Origin of the sequence: Brachybacterium sp. AOP3-A1-3 (assembly GCF_052378285.1) — a bacterium.
In the GTDB taxonomy this organism is placed as follows: Bacteria; Actinomycetota; Actinomycetes; order Actinomycetales; family Dermabacteraceae; genus Brachybacterium.
Map to the genome: position 1 here is coordinate 155,759 of NZ_JBQSXM010000004.1, position 15,734 is coordinate 171,492.

Here is a 15,734-nt window from a genome sequence, read left to right on the forward strand (position 1 = left end):
ACCGGCACTGGCCCGCAGGGCCCAGCGCAGGCCCGCGCCGGCCCCTGGACGCCCCGGATCACTTGTTCGTGCTGGGACCGACCCCGCCCTGCAGCTGGCGCTGGAAGACCACGTACACCACGATCACCGGGATCACGGTGATCACCACCGAGGCGAACATCCCTCCCCAGTCGACCTTGTAGCCCTGCTGCGCCTGCAGGTTCACGAGCCCCTGGGCGAGCACGTAGTTGCGTCGGTCGGTGTTGAGGACCAAAGGCAGCAGGTATTGGTTCCACAAGCCCAGGAAGTTGAAGATGGCGAGCGAGGCGAGGCCCGGCTTCGCCATCGGCAGCATCACCTGGAAGAAGGTGCGGAAGTCGCCGGCGCCGTCGATGGCCGCCGCCTCGCCGATCTCCTCCGGCAGGCTCGCGAAGAACGAGTGCAGGAAGAACACCGTGAACGGCAGCGCGAAGGCGACATAGGACAGGGTCACCCCCACGAGCCCCATACGCCCCTCGAGCAGGCCCATGTTCCGCAGCACGAAGAACAGCGGGACCACCGCGAGGAAGATCGGGAACGTGAGGCCAGCGACCATTCCGAAGTAGATCACCCGGTTCCCGGGGAAGCGGTACCGGGCCAGGATGTACGCGCACATCGCGCCCAGCAGCATCACGATGATCAGCGCGGAGCCGACCACGATCAGCGTATTCGCGAAGTACTGGCCGATCTTGGCCTCGGTCCACGCCCGGGAGTAGTTCTCGAGCTGCGGCTCGGCCGGCAGGCCGAAGGGATCCGTGAGGATCTCCTGCGAGGTCTTGAACGAGGTGTAGACGGTCCACAGCAGGGGCAAGATCACCAGCAGCGCCCAGATGCTGAGGATGATGTGGTGGAGGGCCGAGTATCCCCGTCCCTCGCTGCTGCGGGGGCGGCTCGCGCGGCTCCCGCCGCGTCGTTGACCGGTGGCGGCGGCCTCGGCGGGCTGGTCCGCGTGCCCAGTGCCGGGACGCGTGGTGGTCGGGTTCATCGTTCGTCCTTCCGGGGTCGCCCGACGGTGATGACCAGGACGGCCACCAGCATCGTCACGATCGCCATGATCACGCCCATCGCGCTCGCCTCGCCGAAGCGGCCGTCGCGGAACGCGGTCTGGTACAGGTGCAGGGACACGACCTTCGTGCTGTTGCCGGTCCCTCCGTTGGGTGTCATCACAGAGATGAAGGTGAAGGCGTCCAGAGCGAAGATGCCGATGTAGACGACGGCGGTGGAGATGTTGTCCCGCACCATCGGGGCGACGACCTGGACAGCGGTGCGCAGCCGCCCGGCGCCGTCGATGCGAGCGGCCTCGAGGACCTCGGACGGGATCGACTTGATCGACGCGACGAACAGCACCATGTAGAAGCCGACGAAGGTCCAGATCATCGCGAAGGCCACCGCGGCCAGGGCGAAGCGCTGATCGCCGAGCCAGGCGTTGTGGATCTCAGGGACCGGCCCGAGCCCGAGCAGTCCGATGACCGCGTTGACGGCGCCCACCACGAGGTTGAGGAACCCGTTCAGCAGGCCACCACCGGGGTGGTAGATGAAGTTGAACAGGATGCCCGTGATGACGGCCGGAACGGCATAGGGGAAGAAGCTGATGACCCGATAGAACCCGGCGCCGCGGACACCACGCACTCCGCCCTGGGTGTTCCCGCCGATGGTCACCATGACCGCGAGCGCGAAGGAGAGCGTGATCGTGATCGTGGGCAGGATGACCAGGAGGATCAGGTTGTTGCGCAGCGACTTCCAGAAGACGGCGTCGCCGAAGATACGCTCGTAGTTGTCCAGTCCGATGAAGTCCATCGACGGGCTGAGGCCCGACCAGTTCGTCAGGGAGTAGTAGAACGACTGCAGGAACGGTGAGACGACGAACATCAGGTAGACGACGAGCGGAAGCCCCAGGAACACCAGGAAGAACAGCATCCGCTCCAGGGAGGGCCGACGACGGCGGCGGCGCACGACCGGAGTGGTCGTGGCCGCCGCCTCGTCGTGCCCGACGAAGGTATCGGGAGAGGTCATGAACCAGCCTTGAACTTCGTGATCGAGTCGTCCTCCCGAACGGCGTCGATCATGGCCTGCTGCTCCTCGGAGAGGGTTGCTGAATCGATGTCGCCCTTGAGGAACTTCGTCCAGCTGGTGATCGAGTCGGCGCCCAGGCCGTACCAATCGGAGAAGTTGTAGGTGAAGGTGTTGTCGCCTCCCGCAGTGATCATCGCGTTCACCGAGGCGAGCGCGGTGGAGCCGAAGCCGTCCTCGGGCACGGTGTCCTTGATGACTGAGGGGGCCTTGGTGAGCTCCGCGAAGTTCTTCGCCTGCTCCTTGGAGAGCATCACGCGCAGGAATTCGGCGCCGCCGGTGGGGTTCTCGCCACCGGAGGGGACGAAGTACTGCTCCGCCGCGGTGCCGTGGAAGGCCTCGTACGGCATCGTGCTGTCCGGGAGGGACGGGACCGGCGCGCCGGTCATGGCATAGCCCTCGGGCGTGACGTCGGCCTGCTCGTTCTCGATCCAGGAACCGGAGGGGTAGAACACCGATTTGCCCTGCACCCAGTTGGTCTGCGCATCGGTGTGCTTGATGCCTTCGCCGCCGGGCTCGAAGTAGCCGGCCTCGACGGCCGCGGCCACCGCATCGAACGCCTGGATGACGGCGTCCTGCTCAAACGCGCCCTCCTCGAGGTTGTCGATCTTCGTGAGCACCTCGGGGCCGCCCAGCTTGGCGGCCATGGACAGGGCCATCTCCTGGTAGTAGTTCGAGGCGTTCTGGCCGCCGTAGGAGAACAGGTAGCGTCCCTCCCCCTTGACCTCTTCTCCGAGGGTCATGAGGTCGTCCCAGGTCTCCGGGACCGTCCAGCCCTTCTCCTCGAACTCCTTGGCGGAGTACCAGAGTGCGAAGACCGTGTAGACGTAGTTCATCCCGAGGAACTTGCCGTCGAACATGCCTGGAGAGGTGACGCCGGGCAGCAGGTTCTCCTCGATCGTTCCCTCGCCGTCGACCATCGGGGCGGCGAGGAGATCGCCGAGGTCCGCGAGCTGGTCGATCAGCCCATCGATCGAGAGCTTCTGGGCGCCGGAGTTGTCGAAGACATCCGGCGGGGTGCCCCCGGCGAACTGGGGCTGGAGGTCGGGCTGGATGTTGACGGTCGCGTCGACGGTGACCTTGGACTCCGTGTAGATCTCCTCGTACTTCGTCCCAGCGTCCTCGGCATATTTGGTGCCATAGCCGCCATCGAAGATCACGGCCTTCACAGGCAGGGTCCCGTCCACACCCAGAGGGTTCTCCTCGGAGGTCTCCCCCTCGCCGGTGACGGAACCACCCCCCTCCTTCTCCTCCCCGCCACCGCCGCCACCGGCGCAGGCGGCGAGCATCGAGGCGCCGGCGCCTGCTCCCGCGATCGCCAGGAAGTGGCGGCGTGACGCACCGATCCGCTCGAGCGGAGTCATGTCATCAGCAGAAGTTCCCATCAGATTCCTCTTTCGTCTTCGTCGTCGAAAAGGCGGTGTCAACACTGACGTCGTCCCATCGGACGACTGCGTATTCACCCTACGTGGTGGACACTTCGAGTTCGGACACTTGACTGCCCCTCCCGGTCACGAGTCGATGACGAGTCGTAGGCGCAGAGGAGCCGGTCCGGGCCAGGCGACTCCCACGATTCGTCCGGCAGGCGCCCAGCAGGTTCCGGGTCTGCTGGATTACGGTGGGTCCATGACCCAGCCACGTCACCCCGCCTCGCCTCTGACCGCGCGCCTGTACGACTTGGAGTACCCGCGCTCACTCGGCGTCTACAGCACGTACCAAGAGGTGCAGGCTGTCGTCGACACCCTGGCGGACAACCACTTCCCCGTGCAGAGCACCTTGATCGTCGGCACGGACCTCAAGCTCATGGAGCGCGTCACCGGGCGGAAGACCTGGGGCCGCGTCGTCGGACAGGGCGCGCTCTCGGGCCTGTGGATGGGTTTGTTCCTGGGCCTGCTGCTGATGCTGATCACCCCGAGCAACCTCATGGTCGTGCTCACGAGCGTGCTGATGGGCATCGTGTTCTTCACGGTCTGGGCGCTCATCGGCTACGCCATGACCGGCGGCAAGCGCGACTTCACCTCGATGACCTCGACGATCCCGATGCAGTACGAGCTGCTGGTCGAGCACAAGCATGCCGACGAGGCGCGTCGCCTCCTCGTCGAGACCGGCGCCGCCCCGGCGGTCACGCCGCACTCCCCCAGCACCCAGCTGCCGGGCCACGGGGTCCCGAGCGGATATCCCGGCCCCTCACAGACCGGCCCGTCGCAGCCGAACGCCTCGTACGGGACACCGCCCGCCTACGGAGAGAACCAGTTCTCGCAGCACCGGCCGACGTCCGGCGCCCCCCAGGCTCCGTCCGCGCTGTCGAACTCACAGCGTCCGTCGCGTCCCACCTACGGGAAGCCGGTCGGCTCTGCGCCCCAGCCCGCCGCGAGCGACACGCCCTCCCGCAGCGGACGGCCCACCTTCGGTCGTCCCGCCGACGCAGCGCTCTACGAGGGCTCACCCACCCCGGGAGAGGCTCAGCGTCCTGAGCAGCGCGGGGACGACCAGAACACCGAGGGCAGAACCCGCTGAACGCTCCGCACAGGGCAACGGCCCCCGTCGGCATCGAAGGTGCCTGCCCTGTCGGCACCGGAGGTGCCTGACACCGACCGTGGCCGCCTCCGGCGCCTGGCCGGTCCCGAAAGGCCCCCGTCCGCTCGTTGAGCGGGCGGGGGCCTTTCGGGCACTGGGGCGTCGGCGCGCAGCAGCGTCACCGCCCTCCCTCACCGCATCCAGGCCGTGCGGCACAGACCTCTGTCGCACCAGACGGTCTGCAGGCGGTCTGCGGCACCGGGCGGTATGCGGGCGGAGCCCATGCCGGTCCCTGCACCTGTCTGTGCTGTCCGGGAACAGACGAAGGCCCCGACCCGGTGAACCCGGGTCGGGGCCTTCTGGCTGCTCAGCGTCCGCTCGGCGAACGCTTCACCGCTGCGGGGTCGCCCCCGCTGAGATCACTTGATGATCTTGGTGACGCGGCCTGAGCCCACGGTGCGGCCACCCTCACGGATGGCGAAGCCGAGGCCCTCCTCCATGGCGATCGGCTGGATCAGCTCGACCGTCATCTCGGTGTTGTCGCCGGGCATGACCATCTCGGTGCCCTCGGGCAGCTCGATGACGCCGGTGACGTCGGTGGTCCGGAAGTAGAACTGCGGACGGTAGTTCGAGTAGAACGGGTTGTGACGGCCACCCTCGTCCTTGGACAGGATGTAGACCTGGCCCTCGAAGTTCGTGTGCGGGGTGATGGTGCCGGGCTTGGCCACGACCTGGCCGCGCTCGACGTCCTCACGCTTGGTGCCACGAAGGAGGAGGCCGCAGTTCTCGCCGGCCCACGCCTCGTCCATCTGCTTGTGGAACATCTCGATGCCCGTGACGATCGTCTTCTGGGGCGCACGGATGCCGAGGATCTCGATCTCCGAGTTGATCGACAGCTTGCCGCGGTCGACCTTGCCGGTGACGACGGTGCCACGACCCTGGATCGTGAAGACGTCCTCGATCGGCATGAGGAAGGGCTGGTCGAGATCGCGGACGGGGTCCGGGATCTTCTCGTCCACAGCCTCCATGAGCTCTTCGATCTTCTTGACCCACTTCTCATCGCCCTCGAGGGCCTTGAGAGCGGAGACCTGGATGACGGGTGCATCCTCGTCGAAGCCCTGAGCGCCCAGCATCTCGCGGACCTCCATCTCGACGAGCTCGAGGATCTCCTCGTCGTCGACCATGTCGGACTTGTTGAGAGCTGCGAGCAGGTACGGAACGCCGACCTGCTTGGCGAGCAGGACGTGCTCACGGGTCTGAGCCATCGGGCCGTCGGTGGCGGCGACCACGAGGATCGCGCCGTCCATCTGCGCCGCGCCGGTGATCATGTTCTTGACGTAGTCGGCGTGACCGGGGGCATCGACGTGCGCGTAGTGGCGCTTGTCGGTCTCGTACTCGATGTGCGAGACGTTGATCGTGATGCCGCGCTGCTTCTCCTCGGGCGCGTTATCGATCGTGTCGAAGTCGCGCTTCTGGTTGATCTCGGGGAACTTGTCGTACAGAACCTTCGAGATCGCGGCGCTCAGCGTCGTCTTGCCATGGTCGACGTGACCGATGGTGCCGATGTTGACGTGCGGCTTGGTCCGCTCGAACTTGGCCTTGGCCATGATGGTGTCCTCCTAGGACTTCTAATCGTGGTACTTCTTGGATCGGGATCGGATCCCCTCCCGAGTGGGAAGGAGGCCGATGGAGAAGAGGGGGAACAGGAGAAGGATCCTACCTGCTCCCCCATGTCTCACTCGCCCCGGGTCTTGGCGACGATCTCCTCAGCAATGCTGGAGGGGACCTCCGCGTAGCTGTCGAACTGCATCGTGTACATCGCACGACCCTGGGTCTTGGACCGCAGGTCGCCGACGTATCCGAACATCTCGGACAGCGGGACGAGAGCACGGACGATCTTCGCTCCGCTCGCGTCCTCCATCGACTGGATCTGACCGCGCCGCGAGTTCAGATCGCCGATGACATCTCCCATGTACTCCTCCGGAGTGCGGACCTCGACGTCCATGAGCGGCTCGAGGATGACCGGCTGCGCCTTGCGCAGGGCTTCCTTGGCCGCCATGGAGCCGGCGATCTTGAACGCCATCTCCGAGGAGTCGACGTCATGGTAGGCGCCGTCAAGGAGCGAGGCCTTGACGTTGACCACCGGGTAACCGGCGAGGATGCCGGACTGCAGAGCAGTCTGGATGCCCGCGTCCACGCTCGGGATGTACTCGCGCGGGATGCGGCCGCCGGTGACCTTGTTCTCGAACTCGTAGAACACGCCGTCCTCGGCATCGGTCAGCGGACCGAAGGTGACCTGGATCTTCGCGAACTGGCCGGAGCCACCGGTCTGCTTCTTGTGGGTGAAGTCGTACTTCTCCACAGTCCGCTTGATCGTCTCGCGGTACGCCACCTGGGGCTTGCCGATGTTGGCCTCGACGTTGAACTCGCGACGCATGCGGTCGACGAGGATGTCGAGGTGCAGCTCGCCCATGCCCTTGATGACGGTCTGACCGGTCTCCTCGTCGAACTCGACCTGGAAGGTCGGGTCCTCCTTGGCGAGCTTCTGGATGGCGACGCCCAGCTTCTCCTGGTCACTCTTGGTCTTCGGCTCGATGGCCACCGAGATGACCGGCTCCGGGAAGCTCATGGACTCCAGCTGAACCGGGTTCGCCGGATCGGCGAGCGTGTCGCCCGTCGTGGTGTCCTTGAGACCGATGAAGGCGTAGATATGGCCCGCGAAGGCCTCCTCCACCGGGTTCTCCTTGTTGGAGTGCATCTGGAAGAGCTTGCCGACGCGCTCCTTCTTGCCGGTCGTGACGTTCAGGATCTGATCGCCCTGCTTCACCTGACCGGAGTAGACGCGCACGTAGGTCAGCGACCCGAAGAACGCATGCGCGGCGACCTTGAAGGCGAGCGCCGAGAAGGGCTCGTCCCAGTCGGGCTTACGGATGATCTCCGTGTCCTCGTCGCCCGGCTTGTGACCCACCATCGGGGGCACGTCGAGGGGCGAGGGAAGGTAGTCGACGACACCGTTGAGCATGAGCTGGACGCCCTTGTTCTTGAACGCGGTGCCGCAGAAGACCGGGTAGGCCTCCGAGTTGACGGTCAGTGCACGGATGCCGCTCTTGAGCTGCTCGAGGGTGAGGTCACCCTCCTCGAGGTATGCCTCCATGAGCTCCTCGGAGCTCTCGGCGACATCCTCGACCAGCTTGGCGCGGTACTCGTCGACCGTGTCCTGGAGGTCAGCGGGGATCGGGATCTCCCGCTGCCACTGGCCCAGGGACGGATCGCCCTTCTTCGAGTTGATCGCCGGCATGTCCTCTTCGAGGGTCTCGGGCCAGTCGAAGGCCTTCATCTCGACGAGGTCGACGATGCCGTTGAACTCGTGCTCTGCACCGATCGGGACCTGCATGACCAGCGGCTTCGCGCCGAGGCGGTCCTCGATCGTCTTCACGGTGAAGAAGAAGTCGGCGCCCAGCTTGTCCATCTTGTTGACGAAGCAGATGCGGGGCACGTCGTACTTGTCGGCCTGGCGCCAGACGGTCTCCGACTGGGGCTCCACGCCCTCCTTGCCGTCGAACACCGCGACAGCGCCATCGAGCACGCGCAGCGAGCGCTCCACCTCGACGGTGAAGTCGACGTGGCCGGGGGTGTCGATGATGTTGATCTGGCTGTCGTGCCAGTAGCAGGTCGTCGCGGCGGACGTGATGGTGATGCCGCGCTCCTTCTCCTGCTCCATCCAGTCCATCGTGCCGGCGCCGTCATGGGTCTCGCCCATCTTGTAGTTCACGCCGGTGTAGAAGAGGATGCGCTCGGTCGTCGTGGTTTTGCCGGCATCGATGTGAGCCATGATGCCGATATTGCGGACCTTGTTCAGATCGCTGAGCACTGCAAGTGCCACTGGCTTGTGCCTTTCTGGAGAACGGGAGCTGGTCGAGGTGCCGGAGGGCGGTCGGTGGGGCCTGCCCGGAGGGGAAGGCCCCACCGGAACTCACCAGCGGTAGTGCGCGAAGGCCCGGTTGGACTCGGCCATCTTGTGGGTGTCCTCGCGGCGCTTCACAGCGGCACCGAGGCCGTTGGACGCGTCGAGGATCTCGTTCATCAGACGCTCGGTCATCGTGTTCTCGCGACGGGCGCGCGAGTAGCTGACCAGCCAGCGCAGCGCCAGCGTGGTGGAGCGGCCCGGCTTGACCTCGATCGGGACCTGGTAGGTCGCGCCGCCGACTCGGCGGGAGCGGACCTCGAGGCTCGGACGGATGTTGTCCAGGGCCTTCTTCAGGGTGACGACCGGATCCTGGCCGTTCTTCTCACGGGCGCCCTCGAGCGCGCCGTAGACGATGCCCTCGGCGACGGTCTTCTTGCCGTCGAGGAGGATCTTGTTGATGAGCTGCGTGACGATCGGCGAACCGAAGACGGGGTCGACGGCCAGCGGGCGCTTGGGAGCGGGGCCCTTACGAGGCATTACTTCTTCTCCTTCTTGGCGCCGTAGAGCGAACGAGCCTGCTTGCGGCCCTTCACGGACTGGGTGTCGAGTGCGCCTCGGACGATCTTGTAGCGCACACCGGGGAGGTCCTTCACACGACCGCCGCGGACGAGCACGATGGAGTGCTCCTGGAGGTTGTGGCCCTCGCCGGGGATGTACGCGGTGACCTCGACGCCGGTGGAGAGGCGAACACGCGCGATCTTGCGCAGCGCGGAGTTCGGCTTCTTGGGGGTCTGGGTGTAGACGCGCGTGCAGACACCACGGCGCTGGGGCGAACCCTTGAGCGCGGGCGTCTTGGAGGAGGACGAACGAGCGTCCCGCCCCTTGCGCACCAACTGCTGAATAGTGGGCACAGCTTCTCTTCCTGTTCAGCCACCGGAGCTGTTGGCTCCGACGGATCAACTTCTTCGACCGCTCTCACGGCCGGCGACCCGATGCACCGTCCCCATGGCCCGGGAATATCGGCAGATCGACCCGCCCGTCAGGTGATGGCACCTGCCGGGCGTCCAGGAGGACCGTGATCGGTGCCCGTGGTCGGGGCCGGGCATGGCCGCCGGTTCCACATTCGGGCACACCGCGAGGATCCGCTCCTCGCGGGGGACGCCGTCCGCGGCCGCCCCGGAGGGCATTCGCGGATCTTGTCCCGGGTCACGACCAGAGGGCACTCCGGACGCACTCGCAGTCTACTGACGGCTGTGGTACGCGGTCAAAGCTTCTTCCACGTTCCGACGCAGATCACATGTCGGTCTGTGACGGCAGTCGCCCTGTCGTCGTGCTGCGAGCGCGGCCAGCGCCCTCCGCCCAGCACGACGCGAGCGCGCCGTGGAGATCCACGGCGCGCTCGACGCACTGGTCGGACGGGAGATCGACGCGCTGTGGAGCGCACCGCCGACGGGGAGATGAGCTCCGCTCAGCGGATGCCCAGCTGCGAGGTGCAGGACGGCCAGGCGCCCCAGCCCTGCCCGGCCTGGACCTTCTTGCCGATCGAGATCTGCTGCTCGCGGGTGGCCTGATGCGCCACCGGAGCATACTGGCCGCCGCCGAAGGCGAGCCAGGTCGACTTCGTGAACTGCAGACCGCCGGAGAATCCGTTGCCGGTGTTGATGGACCAGTTGCCACCGGCCTCGCACTGGGCGAGACGATCCCAGACGGAGCCGTCGGAGACCGACGGGGCACTGGCTGCGGGCTTCTTCTCCGGGGTGGAGTCACGCTCGGAGCTGCGCGAGCTGCTCTCCTTCTGCGTGCTCTTCTTCTCGGTCTTCTTCTCGGTCCGCTGCGAGGGAGCCTGCTCGGAGGACGAGGACTCGGACGTGGGCTCCGGTGCGGGCTCGGGCTTCGGGGCCGGCTTGGTGCCCTTGGTGATGACCTCGGTGACCGGCTTCTCGGCGACCTTCTCCGAGACCAGCTCGGACTCGGTGACCTTGCCGTCGACGGTCTTGTCCGTGAAGACCTTCTCCGTCGTGCCCTTCTTGCCCTCGGTGGTGGTCTTCGTGGTGCCCTCGAGCAGCTCGTCGTCCTTGACGGTCTTCGTCTCGAACGGCACGTCGACGGTCTCCGTGCGCTCGGCCTCGCGGATGCGCTGGACGGTGATGGTCGCGCCGTCCTCGAGGATCGAGTCGCGGTCGACGGAGGCCTTGTCGGTGTCCTCGATATCGCCGAGCACCTTCGTCATCGCGTCGTCGACGGTCAGCGCGGCGACCTCGAAGGTGTCCTGACCGTTCTGCCCGATGAAGGTGACGGTCTTGCGGGTGACCACGTCGATCTGCGCATCCTTCGCGCTGAGCTCGGTATCGGGGGCCGGAGACACGCTGGCGCCCTCGGCCTTGTAGTCGACGTCCTCCAGTGCGTCGGCGACCGTGTCACCGGTGGTGAGGACGCTCTGGTCCTCGCCGTCGACGGTGACCGTCACCGGGGTGCGGTGGATGATCTGGATGTCGAGACCGTCGGTGACCTGCGCCGCGAGGTCGGGGACGACGAGGTCCGTGTCCTTGAGCTCGACGCCCTGGGCCTCGAGCAGCTCGGCGACGGTGGGCTGCGAGAAGGTGCGGACCATCGTCTGCTGGCCGTACACGGTCAGGGCCGCCTCATTGGACATGGCGAAGGCGGTGCCACCGCCTCCTACACCGACGACGCACACTGCAGCTGCCGCGATGATCCACGGGGTCTTCTTCACTGTTCCACCTGTTCTTCTGCCGGCTTCCGGCAGGGCCATCCATCTCTGAGCACGAGTGCCCCGGAGACGGGGCCCGGCGTCCCGGTGCGAGCGCGCCTCCGGAACGGAGCGCAGCAGGGAAGGCCGCACAGGAATGCCAGATGCCATCGTTTCGCAGGGAGCGCCCGAGGTGAAGGGCAACGACGAGACCTTTGGGGCATACCCGAGAGGTCTTTACCCTCCCGTGAACATCCGGGTCGGTCAGGTCACTCCGGAGAGCGCGTAGAGCCCCGATCGTGGCGGTCGCCACGGGCGTGCATCACGGAGACAGGTCACAGGTCCGGGAGCGGGGCGGGGTCCTGCTCGCGCAGCCGGTTCGCCGTCGGCCGTCCTCCGCTGATCCGTCCAGCAGGCGCTCCGACGGTGGCCGTCCGCACTCCCCCACCCCATGCGATGAGGGGCGGCCCCACCGAAGTGGGACCGCCCCTCATGGCGTTCACGTCGCGCCGACGCTCAGTGCGCGGGCGACGGGACGCTCAGCGACTCAGCGGAAATCCGTGCGGAACGGATCGGCGTAGTCGATGTCGTCCAGGTTGACCGCACCGGTCTGACCGAAGCCGGAGAAGTCCAGCTCGTCGTACCCGGGCACCTGGTACATCTGCGCCTTGGCCTCGTCGGTGGGCTCGACCGCGATGCGACGGAAACGGGACAGGCCCGTACCGGCCGGGATGAGCTTGCCGATGATGACGTTCTCCTTGAGCCCCATGAGCTGATCGCTCTTGCGGTTCAGGGCGGCTTCGGTGAGCACGCGGGTGGTCTCCTGGAAGGAGGCCGCCGACAGCCACGACTCGGTCGCGAGGGACGCCTTCGTGATGCCCATCAGCTCGGGACGACCCGAGGCCGGCTGGCCACCCTCGGAGAGGACCCGACGGTTCTCCCGCTCGAAGGACACGCGCTCGGCGAAGTCGCCGGGCAGCAGGTCGGTGTCACCGGACTCGATGATCGTCACGCGACGCAGCATCTGCCGCACGATGACCTCGATGTGCTTGGCGTGGATGTCCACACCCTGGCTGATGTACACCTTCTGCACCTCGTCCACCAGGTGCTGCTGCACCTTGCGGGGACCGAGGATCCGCAGGACCTGCTTCGGATCCACCGAGCCCTGGGTCAGCTGCTGGCCGACCTCGATGTGCTCGCCGGCCGAGACCAGCAGGGTCACGCGCTTGGACACCGTGTAGACGACCGGCTCGGAGCCGTCGTCGGGGGTGACCGTGAGGCGACGCTGCTTGTCGTTCTCCTCGATCTCCACGCGACCGGCGAACTCCGAGATCGGCGCGAAGCCGGCCGGGGTACGAGCCTCGAAGAGCTCCTGGATACGGGGCAGACCGTGGGTGATGTCGCCGTCCGCGCTCGCCACACCACCGGAGTGGAAGGTACGCATGGTCAGCTGGGTACCGGGCTCACCGATCGACTGGGCCGCGACGATGCCGACGGCCTCGCCGATGTCCACCAGCTGGCCGGTCGCGAGCGAACGGCCGTAGCAGTGGACACAGGTGCCGACTGCGGAGTCGCAGGTCAGCACGGAGCGGATCTTCACCTCGCGCACGCCGGCCTCGACGAGCTGCTCGAGGAGCACATCGCCCAGCTCCGAACCGGCCGGGGCCGCCTCGGTGCCGTCGGCGCCGACCGCCGCGGTGGCCAGGACACGCCCGTACACCGTGGACTCCGCGTGCTCGTGGGGACGCAGCACGCCGCCCTCCTCGACCGCGATCGGAAGGACCAGGCCCTTCGTCGTGCCGCAGTTCTCCTCGCGGACGATGACGTCCTGCGAGACGTCGACCAGACGACGGGTCAGGTAGCCCGACTGAGCGGTCTTCAGCGCGGTGTCCGCCAGCCCCTTGCGGGAGCCGTGCGACGCGATGAAGTACTCCAGGACCGAGAGCCCCTCCTTGTAGTTGGAGAGGATCGGGCGCGGGATGATCTCGCCCTTCGGGTTGGTCACCAGACCACGCATACCGGCGATCTGACGGACCTGCATCCAGTTGCCTCGCGCACCGGAGTCGACCATCCGGAAGATGGTGTTGGTCGAGTCGAAGTTCGCCCGCATGGCCTGATCGACCTCGTTGGTCGCCTCGGTCCAGATGTCGATGAGCTCGACATTTCGCTCGGTCTCGGAGATGAGACCGAGGTCGCGGTTCTCCTGAACCTGGGCGGCCCGGTTCTCGAAGCGCGCGATGATCTCCGGCTTGTTCGGAGGGGTCACGACGTCGGACAGCGCGAAGGACGCACCCGACCGGGTGGACCACGAGAAGCCGTACGCCTTCAGAGCGTCCAGCGACGCGGCCACCTGGCCCTTGTCGTAACGCTCTGCGAGCGTGTTGACGATGCCGCCCAGGCGCTTCTTGCCGACCTGGCCCTTCACGTAGGGGAAGTCCGGCGGCAGCGTCTCGTTGAAGTAGACGGTGCCCAGGGTGGTGGTGAGGTTGATCGGGTCACCCTCGGTCCAGCCCTCCGGGGCCTCCCAGTCGCTCGGCGGAACGATGTCCGTGAAGCGGATGCTCACCTCGGCGTTCAGATGCAGCTCACCACGGTCGTGGGCCATGATCGCCTCTGCCTCGGAGGCGAAGGTGCGACCCTTGCCGGCGACGTCCTCGCGGACCGTCGTGAGGTGGTACAGACCGATGATCATGTCCTGTGCGGGCATGGTCACGGGGCGACCGTCGGACGGCTTGAGGATGTTGTTGCTGGACAGCATCAGGATGCGCGCCTCGGCCTGGGCCTCTGCCGAGAGCGGCAGGTGCACAGCCATCTGGTCGCCGTCGAAGTCCGCGTTGAACGCGGCGCAGACGAGCGGGTGCAGGTGGATGGCCTTGCCCTCGACGAGCTGCGGCTCGAACGCCTGGATGCCCAGACGGTGCAGGGTGGGCGCACGGTTCAGCAGCACGGGGTGCTCGGTGATGACCTCTTCGAGGACGTCCCACACCTCGGGACGTGCACGCTCGACCATCCGCTTGGCGGCCTTGACGTTCTGGGCGTGGCTGAGCTCGACGAGACGCTTCATGACGAAGGGCTTGAACAGCTCCAGCGCCATGCCCTTGGGCAGGCCGCACTGGTGCAGACGCAGCTGCGGGCCGTTGACGATCACGGAACGCGCGGAGTAGTCCACGCGCTTGCCGAGCAGGTTCTGACGGAAACGCCCCTGCTTGCCCTTGAGCATGTCGGACAGCGACTTCAGCGGGCGGTTGCCCGGTCCGGTGACCGGACGACCCCGTCGGCCGTTGTCGAACAGCGAGTCGACCGACTCCTGCAGCATGCGCTTCTCGTTGTTCACGATGATCTCGGGCGCGCCGAGATCGAGCAGCCGCTTGAGACGGTTGTTGCGGTTGATCACACGGCGGTACAGGTCGTTGAGATCGGAGGTCGCGAAGCGGCCACCGTCCAGCTGCACCATCGGGCGCAGATCCGGCGGGATGACCGGGACGCAGTCCAGGACCATGCCGGCCGGCGAGTTCGTGGTGGACCGGAAGGCCGAGACGACCTTGAGGCGCTTGAGGGCTCGGGCCTTCTTCTGGCCCTTGCCGGTCGCGATGATCTCGCGCAGCGTGACGGCCTCGGCGTCGAGATCGAAGTCCAGCAGACGACGCTGGAGCGCCTCGGCGCCCATGCCGCCCTCGAAGTACGTGCCGTAGCGGAGCTTCATCGCGCGGTAGAGCTGCTCATCGCCCTCGAGGTCCGCGACCTTGAGCGACTTGAAGCGATCCCACACACGGGTGACGCGCTCGATCTCGGCGTCGTACTTCTTGCGGATCTGGGCCTGCTCGCGCTCGGAGGAGTCGCGGACCTTGCGCTTCGCGTCGGCCTTGGCACCCTCCTCCTCGAGCTGGGCGAGGTCCTTCTCGGCGGAGATCGCCCGCTGGTTCAGCGCGGCGTCCCGCTCGCTGGCGAGCTCCTTGGTCTCCAGGTCGAAACGCGCCTGGAGATCAGGCATGTCCTCGTGACGAGCCTGCTCGTCCACCGAGGTGATCATGTACGCGGCGAAGTAGATGATCTTCTCGAGATCCTTCGGCGCGAGGTCCAACAGGTAGCCGCGGCGGCTCGGCACGCCCTTGAAGTACCAGATGTGCGTGACGGGAGCGGCGAGCTCCACGTGGCCCATGCGCTCACGACGCACGGAGGACTTGGTGACCTCCACGCCGCAGCGCTCGCAGATGATGCCCTTGAAGCGCACGCGCTTGTACTTGCCGCAGTAGCACTCCCAGTCCCGGGTGGGGCCGAAGATGCGCTCGCAGAAGAGGCCGTCCATCTCGGGCTTCAGGGTGCGGTAGTTGATGGTCTCCGGCTTCTTGACCTCGCCGTGGGACCAGCCGCGGATGTCGTCGGCGGTGGCGAGGCCGATGCGCAGCTCGTCGAAGGTGTTGACGTCGATCACAGGTGTCCTTCTCTCGCTCGGAAGAGTGGTGTCTGAGGGAACGGGGGTCGAGGGCGGGGCTCAGTGCGAGGGGAACAGGGTCT

10 protein-coding genes are annotated in these 15,734 nt (G+C 66.5%); 1 reads left to right on the forward strand and 9 read right to left on the reverse strand.

What is annotated here, in order from left to right; genetic code table 11:
- Nucleotides 1–58 precede the first annotated feature (58 nt).
- From ACT3T5_RS07970 to ngcE, 3 genes are read right to left on the reverse strand one after another with little or no spacing between them, the layout of a single operon-like run.
- Nucleotides 59–1,003 carry a carbohydrate ABC transporter permease gene (locus ACT3T5_RS07970; RefSeq protein WP_444578055.1) on the reverse strand — a complete coding sequence of 315 codons (945 nt, stop codon included), beginning with the start codon at nucleotides 1,001–1,003 and terminating at the stop codon, nucleotides 59–61.
- A complete protein-coding gene (locus ACT3T5_RS07975) occupies nucleotides 1,000–2,031 on the reverse strand; it encodes a carbohydrate ABC transporter permease (RefSeq protein ID WP_444578054.1) in 1,032 nt (343 codons plus the stop codon). Before ACT3T5_RS07975 ends, ACT3T5_RS07970 begins: the two co-directional genes overlap by 4 nt.
- On the reverse strand, nucleotides 2,028–3,452 hold the full coding sequence (ngcE, locus tag ACT3T5_RS07980) for an N-acetylglucosamine/diacetylchitobiose ABC transporter substrate-binding protein (protein ID WP_444578053.1): 1,425 nt from the start codon (nucleotides 3,450–3,452) through the stop codon (nucleotides 2,028–2,030). The genes ACT3T5_RS07975 and ngcE overlap by 4 nt, the downstream gene beginning before the upstream one ends.
- 262 nt (nucleotides 3,453–3,714) lie before the next feature.
- Between ngcE and ACT3T5_RS07985 the strand changes: the two genes are divergently transcribed.
- A complete protein-coding gene (locus tag ACT3T5_RS07985) occupies nucleotides 3,715–4,605 on the forward strand; it encodes a general stress protein (RefSeq protein WP_444594100.1) in 891 nt (296 codons plus the stop codon).
- A gap of 419 nt (nucleotides 4,606–5,024) precedes the next feature.
- On the opposite strand, the gene tuf is transcribed toward ACT3T5_RS07985, so the two are convergent.
- The 6 genes from tuf to ACT3T5_RS08015 all read right to left on the reverse strand — a co-directional run bounded on the left by tuf (nucleotide 5,025) and on the right by ACT3T5_RS08015 (nucleotide 15,651).
- On the reverse strand, nucleotides 5,025–6,212 hold the full coding sequence (gene tuf, locus ACT3T5_RS07990) for an elongation factor Tu (RefSeq protein ID WP_444578051.1): 1,188 nt from the start codon (nucleotides 6,210–6,212) through the stop codon (nucleotides 5,025–5,027).
- Nucleotides 6,213–6,340: 128 nt separating this feature from the next.
- The gene (fusA, locus tag ACT3T5_RS07995) at nucleotides 6,341–8,488 is read right to left on the reverse strand and encodes an elongation factor G (protein WP_444578050.1); all 2,148 of its coding nucleotides are present in this window, start codon (nucleotides 8,486–8,488) and stop codon (nucleotides 6,341–6,343) included.
- Nucleotides 8,489–8,578: 90 nt separating this feature from the next.
- On the reverse strand, nucleotides 8,579–9,049 hold the full coding sequence (rpsG, locus tag ACT3T5_RS08000) for a 30S ribosomal protein S7 (protein WP_299298842.1): 471 nt from the start codon (nucleotides 9,047–9,049) through the stop codon (nucleotides 8,579–8,581).
- A complete protein-coding gene (rpsL, locus tag ACT3T5_RS08005; RefSeq protein ID WP_193116783.1) occupies nucleotides 9,049–9,423 on the reverse strand; it encodes a 30S ribosomal protein S12 in 375 nt (124 codons plus the stop codon). The genes rpsG and rpsL overlap by 1 nt, the downstream gene beginning before the upstream one ends.
- Nucleotides 9,424–9,980: 557 nt before the next feature.
- Nucleotides 9,981–11,243 carry a resuscitation-promoting factor gene (locus ACT3T5_RS08010; RefSeq protein WP_444578049.1) on the reverse strand — a complete coding sequence of 421 codons (1,263 nt, stop codon included), beginning with the start codon at nucleotides 11,241–11,243 and terminating at the stop codon, nucleotides 9,981–9,983.
- 523 nt (nucleotides 11,244–11,766) lie between these two features.
- Nucleotides 11,767–15,651: a DNA-directed RNA polymerase subunit beta' gene (locus ACT3T5_RS08015; protein WP_444594101.1), complete on the reverse strand. Its 3,885-nt coding sequence runs from the start codon at nucleotides 15,649–15,651 to the stop codon at nucleotides 11,767–11,769.
- Between the last annotated feature and the right edge of the window lie 83 nt (nucleotides 15,652–15,734).